We start from the raw sequence: 4,949 nt of genomic DNA, 5'->3' as shown, positions 1-4,949 counted from the left end.
CCCCGGCGGGCGGGGAGGCGCGCCGGGGCGGGCCGCAAGGCGCGTCTCCCGGTGCGGGCGTCCCGGGCGGTGACGGGCCGACCGGGGACGGGGCGTCAGCCCAGCTGCCGGTAGCGGCCCTTGAAGTACGTCAGCGGGTCGCCCTCCGGGCTCGGCAGCTCCGCCGTGAGCACCCGCCCGATCACCAGGGTGTGGTCCCCGGCCACCACGCGCTGCTCGGTGCGGCACTCCAGCGTCGCCAGCGCCCCGCCGATCAGCGGAGCGTGCGTCACCTCGCCCCGTACGTACGCGACGTCCTCGAACAACAGCCGGTCGCTGATCCGGCCCTTCATGGCGAACCGGCCCGCGATGTGCCGCTGGCTCGCGGCCAGGACGGAGACCGCCCACAGCGGCTGCTCGTCCAGCAGGTCGTCCATCCGGGAGCCGTTGCGCAGGCTCACCATCACCAGGGGCGGCTCCAGGGACACGGACATGAAGGCGGTCGCCGTCATGCCCACGTCCTCGCCCCGGCCGTCCTCGTCGAGGGGCGGCTCCTGGGCCGTGACCAGCACCACCCCGGCGGCCAGCCGCGCGAGGGCGGCGCGGAACTCGTCGTTGCTCACTCCCTCAGCATGAGGGACGGTCTCGGGGCGCGGGGTGGGGGGCTTCGTCTGGAGCACACCCCGACGCTAACCGGGGGGCCGGCCGGCCGCATCGGGCCAGGGGACCAGGCAGGTCCTAGGACCCCGGGAGGGGGGCGGCGGGAGAGGGGGCGTGCGCGGGCGCACACAACGGGAACCCATCCCCCCCGGTGACCGCGGAACGATCGTCGTCGCCGTGAGTCACCGCCCCCACCTGGCCATCTGTTGTGACTTGAGTCACAGAGTCCATTTTCTGCTGACCCTGTGTACCGGGTGCACAGCTCACTGTGATTCAGTGGCCGTGACACTGCAACAAGTACGTCGATATGAAACCTGGAGTTGCTGTCGAGGTCTCGGGGAGTGCGAGCGATGGAGGCCGAGTCGGAACCGTACGTCCGTCTTGCGACCATGCGGCAGCTGCATCAGGCCGTCGCTGATCTCAATACGGCGCGGAGTCTGGCGGACACGCTGCAGACCGTGGCCGACGGGATCGTCGCCGGTCTCGGCTACGAGCTGGGCTGCGTCAACCTGGTCCGGCCGGACGGCGACCTCGTCATCGCCGCCTTCGCGGGCAACGCGGCCGCCGAAGCCCTGATCACCGGCCGCGTCGGCTCCCGCGCCTCCTGGGAACGCCGGCTCTCCATGGGCGAGGCCTGGGACGACCTCCGGTTCATCCCGCACACCGAGGGCTGGGTCCTCCTCGACGACGACGTACCGCAGTGGCACACCGAGGGCCCCGAACCCCGGTTCGAGGACGAGTGGCACCCGCTCGACCGGCTCTACGCCCCGATGTACGCGTCCGGCGGCGGCCGGGACCTCCTCGGGGTCATATCCGTCGACCGGCCGCGCAACGGACGCCGCCCCGGCGCATGGGGGCGCGAAGCGCTCCAGATGTACGCCTCCCAGGCCGCCATCGCCATCAGCAACGCCCGCCTGCGGGCCAACATGCAGCGTGCGCTGGTCCGGCTGGAGCGCGAGCAGCAGGCGCTGCGGGCCAGCGAGGAGTCGTTCCGGCAGGCCTTCGAGTACGCGCCCAGCGGCATGGCCATCGCCGAGATGGGCGGCGACCAGCACGGCCGGCTGCTGCGCACCAACGACGCCCTGTGCCGGCTGCTCGGCCGCCCCGCCTCCGTCCTGCGCCGGTACTCCTTCGCCGACCTGGTCCACCCCGAGGACATCGGTACCCTGCTGCGCACCTCCGCCGAGGGCGGCCGGGCCGAGCTGCGCCTCAGCCGCCGGGACGGCACGTATCTCTGGGTCTCGCTGCGCAACTCGGTCGTCGCGGACGCCGCCGACGGGCCGCGCTTCCTGCTCACCCACGTCGAGGACATAGAGGAGCGCAAGCGCCATGAGCTGAACCTCGCCCACCGCGCCTCGCACGACGCGCTGACCGGGCTGCCCAACAGCGCCGAGCTGAAGTCGCGGCTCAGCGCCCGGATCTGCGAGCGGCCGCACTCCCCTGCCGCCACCGCGATCGAGGCGCTGGACGCGGCGTACGGGGACGTCGAGTCCTCCCTCACCCACGGCTACCAGGCCGACGGCTACGAGGGCGAGGCGATCCCCGGCGGCGGGCCCTTCGACCACCATGTGCACACGGTGGCCCCGGATCCGGAGCACGACGACGGGACGAAGGGGCTCGCGGTCCTCTTCTGCGACCTCGACGGTTTCAAGTCCATCAACGACCGCTTCGGGCACCACACCGGCGACGCCGTGCTCATCGAGGTCGCCCGGCGGCTGAGCACCTGTGTGCGGGACGGCGACACCGTCGCCCGGCTCGGGGGTGACGAATTCGTCGTTCTGGCCGACGGCCTCGGAGCGGCGGACGCCGCTGACCTGGCCGTTCGTCTGCGAAATGCCATCATTCCGCCCATAAGGGTCGACGGTCGCGCGGTCCGGGTCGGGGCGAGTTTCGGCATCGGCTGGGCCGAGTGCGGAATGAGCGTAGAAGAGGTCCTGCGCTCCGCCGACCAGCGGATGTACGTGGAAAAACGCTCCCGGTCGAAGGTTCACCGCAGGGCCGGATGACGTTCACGACCCGTTCCTCCCCCTACCCCGTACCCGTTCCCCTGAGGCCGCCCGGGTCGCCGAGCGCAATTCGGGGGCTGCTCCGTTCGAGGTAGGCTCGGCCGGTCGGCGACGGCTGGCGAGATGGTGAGGAGTGACCCAGGGATGACGGCCGGAAACAACGGCGCGAGCAAGCCCGAGGACGACGATCCGTTCGGCTATCTGTACGCGGACGGACAGGCGGCAGGCGCCCAGGCGCCCGGCCAGGGCGGTTACGGCTACCCGGGTCCGGCCGCGCAGCCGGGCGTGCCCAGAACGTCCTACAACCAGGTGCGTGCCGTCGGCGAGCGCCAGTACGGCCAGCAGCAGGTGCCGCAGCAGCAGGGCGGGTACGGCTACCCGCCCCAGCAGGCGTACGGCCAGCCCGCGCAGCAGTACAACCGGCCGAACCCGCAGTACGCGGCCCCCGAGACCTACCCCGGCGGCGCGTCCCACGGGCAGCCCCCGGCCCAGGGCGGCCACGGCGGCGGCACGGGCCGCGGCGGCCCGAACACGAAGGCGCTCCTGATCGCGGCGGTCGCCGTGGTCGCGGTCGTCCTCATCGGCATCTGCGCCGCCCTGCTCACGGGCGACGACGGCGACGAGGGCGACAAGAACAACGAGGCGTCCTCCTCGCAGGGCCCCGCCGGCGAGGTCGAGGAGTCGAAGAAGCCGGAGAAGAAGCCGGAGGAGACCCCGAAGCCGGTCGAGCTGCCGAAGCAGGACGCGGCGACGCTGACGCTGGGCGGCACGGCGGCCCTGGACTCCACGGTCAAGGGCGCCAAGGGCGCGAACGGCAACTACATCAACCTGAACGAGGTCGGCCGGTCGGCCACCTGGTCGGTGGAGGTGCCCGAAGCCGGCGCGTACACCCTGTACGTGACCTACGGCGTGCCCGGCAAGGACGCGAAGACGACCCTGACGGTCAACGACCAGGAGCCCCGCTCCATCAACATGAAGAACTTCGCGCAGGCCCCCGAGGGCGATCTGGAGAAGGGCTGGACGAACACGTACGCGTACGTCCAGCTCGACAAGGGCTCCAACACCCTCAAGCTGTCGTGCGAGACGGGCGACGAGTGCGACGCCAATCTCGACCAGCTGGAGCTGAAGTCCGGCCACATCGAGAGCTGACCGGCAAAGCACCCCCGCGCCCTTCCCGCGCCCCGACCGCCTCCGAGGTGGTCGGGGCGTCGGCGTGTGCGGACGGCAGGGCCCGGTCGGATCGGGGAGCCGGGGCGTGACGGTCCGGTCAGGGGGCCGGGGCGTACGGCTCCACCGAGACGCGCGGCAGCAGCTCCGCGTAGGCCGCCGCGTCGAACTCGCCGGCCGTCGGGGCCAGCACCGTCGCCGTCGACAGGGCCACCGCCCGGGCCAGCCGCTCCGGCCAGGGCAGCCCCTCGGCCAGGGCGGACAGCAGCCCGGCGACGGCGGAGTCGCCCGCGCCGGTCGGGTTGCCGCGCACGGGGGCGGGCGGGGCGGCCCGCCAGACGCCGTCCGGGGCGAGCGCGAGCACGCCCTCCGGGCCGAGCGAGGCGATCACCGCGTGGGCCCCGCGGCGGCGGGCGTCACCGGCCGCGCGCAGCGGGTCGCGGGAGCCGGTCAGCTGGGCCAGCTCCTCGGCGTTCGGCTTGACCAGGTCGGGGCGGGCGGCGATGCCCCGGCGCAGCGGTTCGCCGCTGGTGTCCAGGAGCACGGGTACGGCGGCGGCGCGGGCGATCCGGACCAGTTCGGCGTACGCCCCGACATGGATGCCGGGCGGCAGGGAGCCGCAGAGCGCGACCGCGTCGGCCCCGGCGGCCAGCTCCTCGTACGTCCGCAGGAAGGCGGCCCATTCGGCGGGGCTCACCTGCGGTCCGGGTTCGTTGAGCTGGGTGGTGTCGCCGGTCGAGCGGTCGGTGATCGCGAGGGTGCGGCGGGTGTTCCCGGCGACGGTCACGAGGGCGTCGCGCGGCGGGAGCGGGGCGAGGAGATCGCGCAGGACGCCTCCGGTCGCGCCGCCGACGAAGCCGGTGACCACGGCGTCGTGGCCGAGGGCTCCCAGCACCCGGGCGACGTTGAGCCCTTTGCCGCCGGGGCGTTCGGTGACCTCGCCGACCCGGTGGCTGCCGTGCGGGACGAGTGCGTCGACGGTGTACGTCACGTCGAGCGCGGTGTTCAGGGTGACGGTCAGGATCACCTGGGCCGGTCCCTCCCTCGGTGCGTGGCGCCAGCGGTGCACGCCTGCCGCTCGCGGCACGCGATGCCGATGATCATGTCAAAGCGATGGCGGTCGGACGAGTGTGTTTC

4 protein-coding genes are annotated in these 4,949 nt (G+C 73.0%); 2 read left to right on the top strand and 2 right to left on the bottom strand.

What is annotated here, in order from left to right:
- Nucleotides 1-95: 95 nt before the first annotated feature.
- A complete protein-coding gene (locus ACFWM7_RS33540) occupies nucleotides 96-602 on the bottom strand; it encodes a flavin reductase family protein (RefSeq protein WP_030720633.1) in 507 nt (168 codons plus the stop codon).
- Between the two features lie 387 nt (nucleotides 603-989).
- On the opposite strand from ACFWM7_RS33540, the gene cdgB reads away from it, so the two are divergent.
- Both cdgB and ACFWM7_RS33530 read left to right on the top strand, forming a co-directional pair.
- Entirely contained in the window at nucleotides 990-2,645 is a 1,656-nt protein-coding gene (gene cdgB, locus ACFWM7_RS33535; protein ID WP_383268090.1) for a diguanylate cyclase CdgB, read from the top strand.
- Nucleotides 2,646-2,789: 144 nt separating this feature from the next.
- Nucleotides 2,790-3,794, top strand: coding sequence for a carbohydrate-binding protein (locus ACFWM7_RS33530; protein WP_383268088.1), 1,005 nt, complete (start codon nucleotides 2,790-2,792; stop codon nucleotides 3,792-3,794).
- A gap of 118 nt (nucleotides 3,795-3,912) precedes the next feature.
- On the opposite strand, the gene ACFWM7_RS33525 is transcribed toward ACFWM7_RS33530, so the two are convergent.
- Nucleotides 3,913-4,839, bottom strand: coding sequence for a 1-phosphofructokinase family hexose kinase (locus tag ACFWM7_RS33525; protein WP_383268085.1), 927 nt, complete (start codon nucleotides 4,837-4,839; stop codon nucleotides 3,913-3,915).
- Between the last annotated feature and the right edge of the window lie 110 nt (nucleotides 4,840-4,949).

The organism is Streptomyces sp. NPDC058375 (assembly GCF_042723425.1).
GTDB classification, from domain to species: Bacteria; Actinomycetota; Actinomycetes; order Streptomycetales; family Streptomycetaceae; genus Streptomyces; species Streptomyces durocortorensis.
This window is presented reverse-complemented; position numbering and strand designations above follow the sequence as displayed.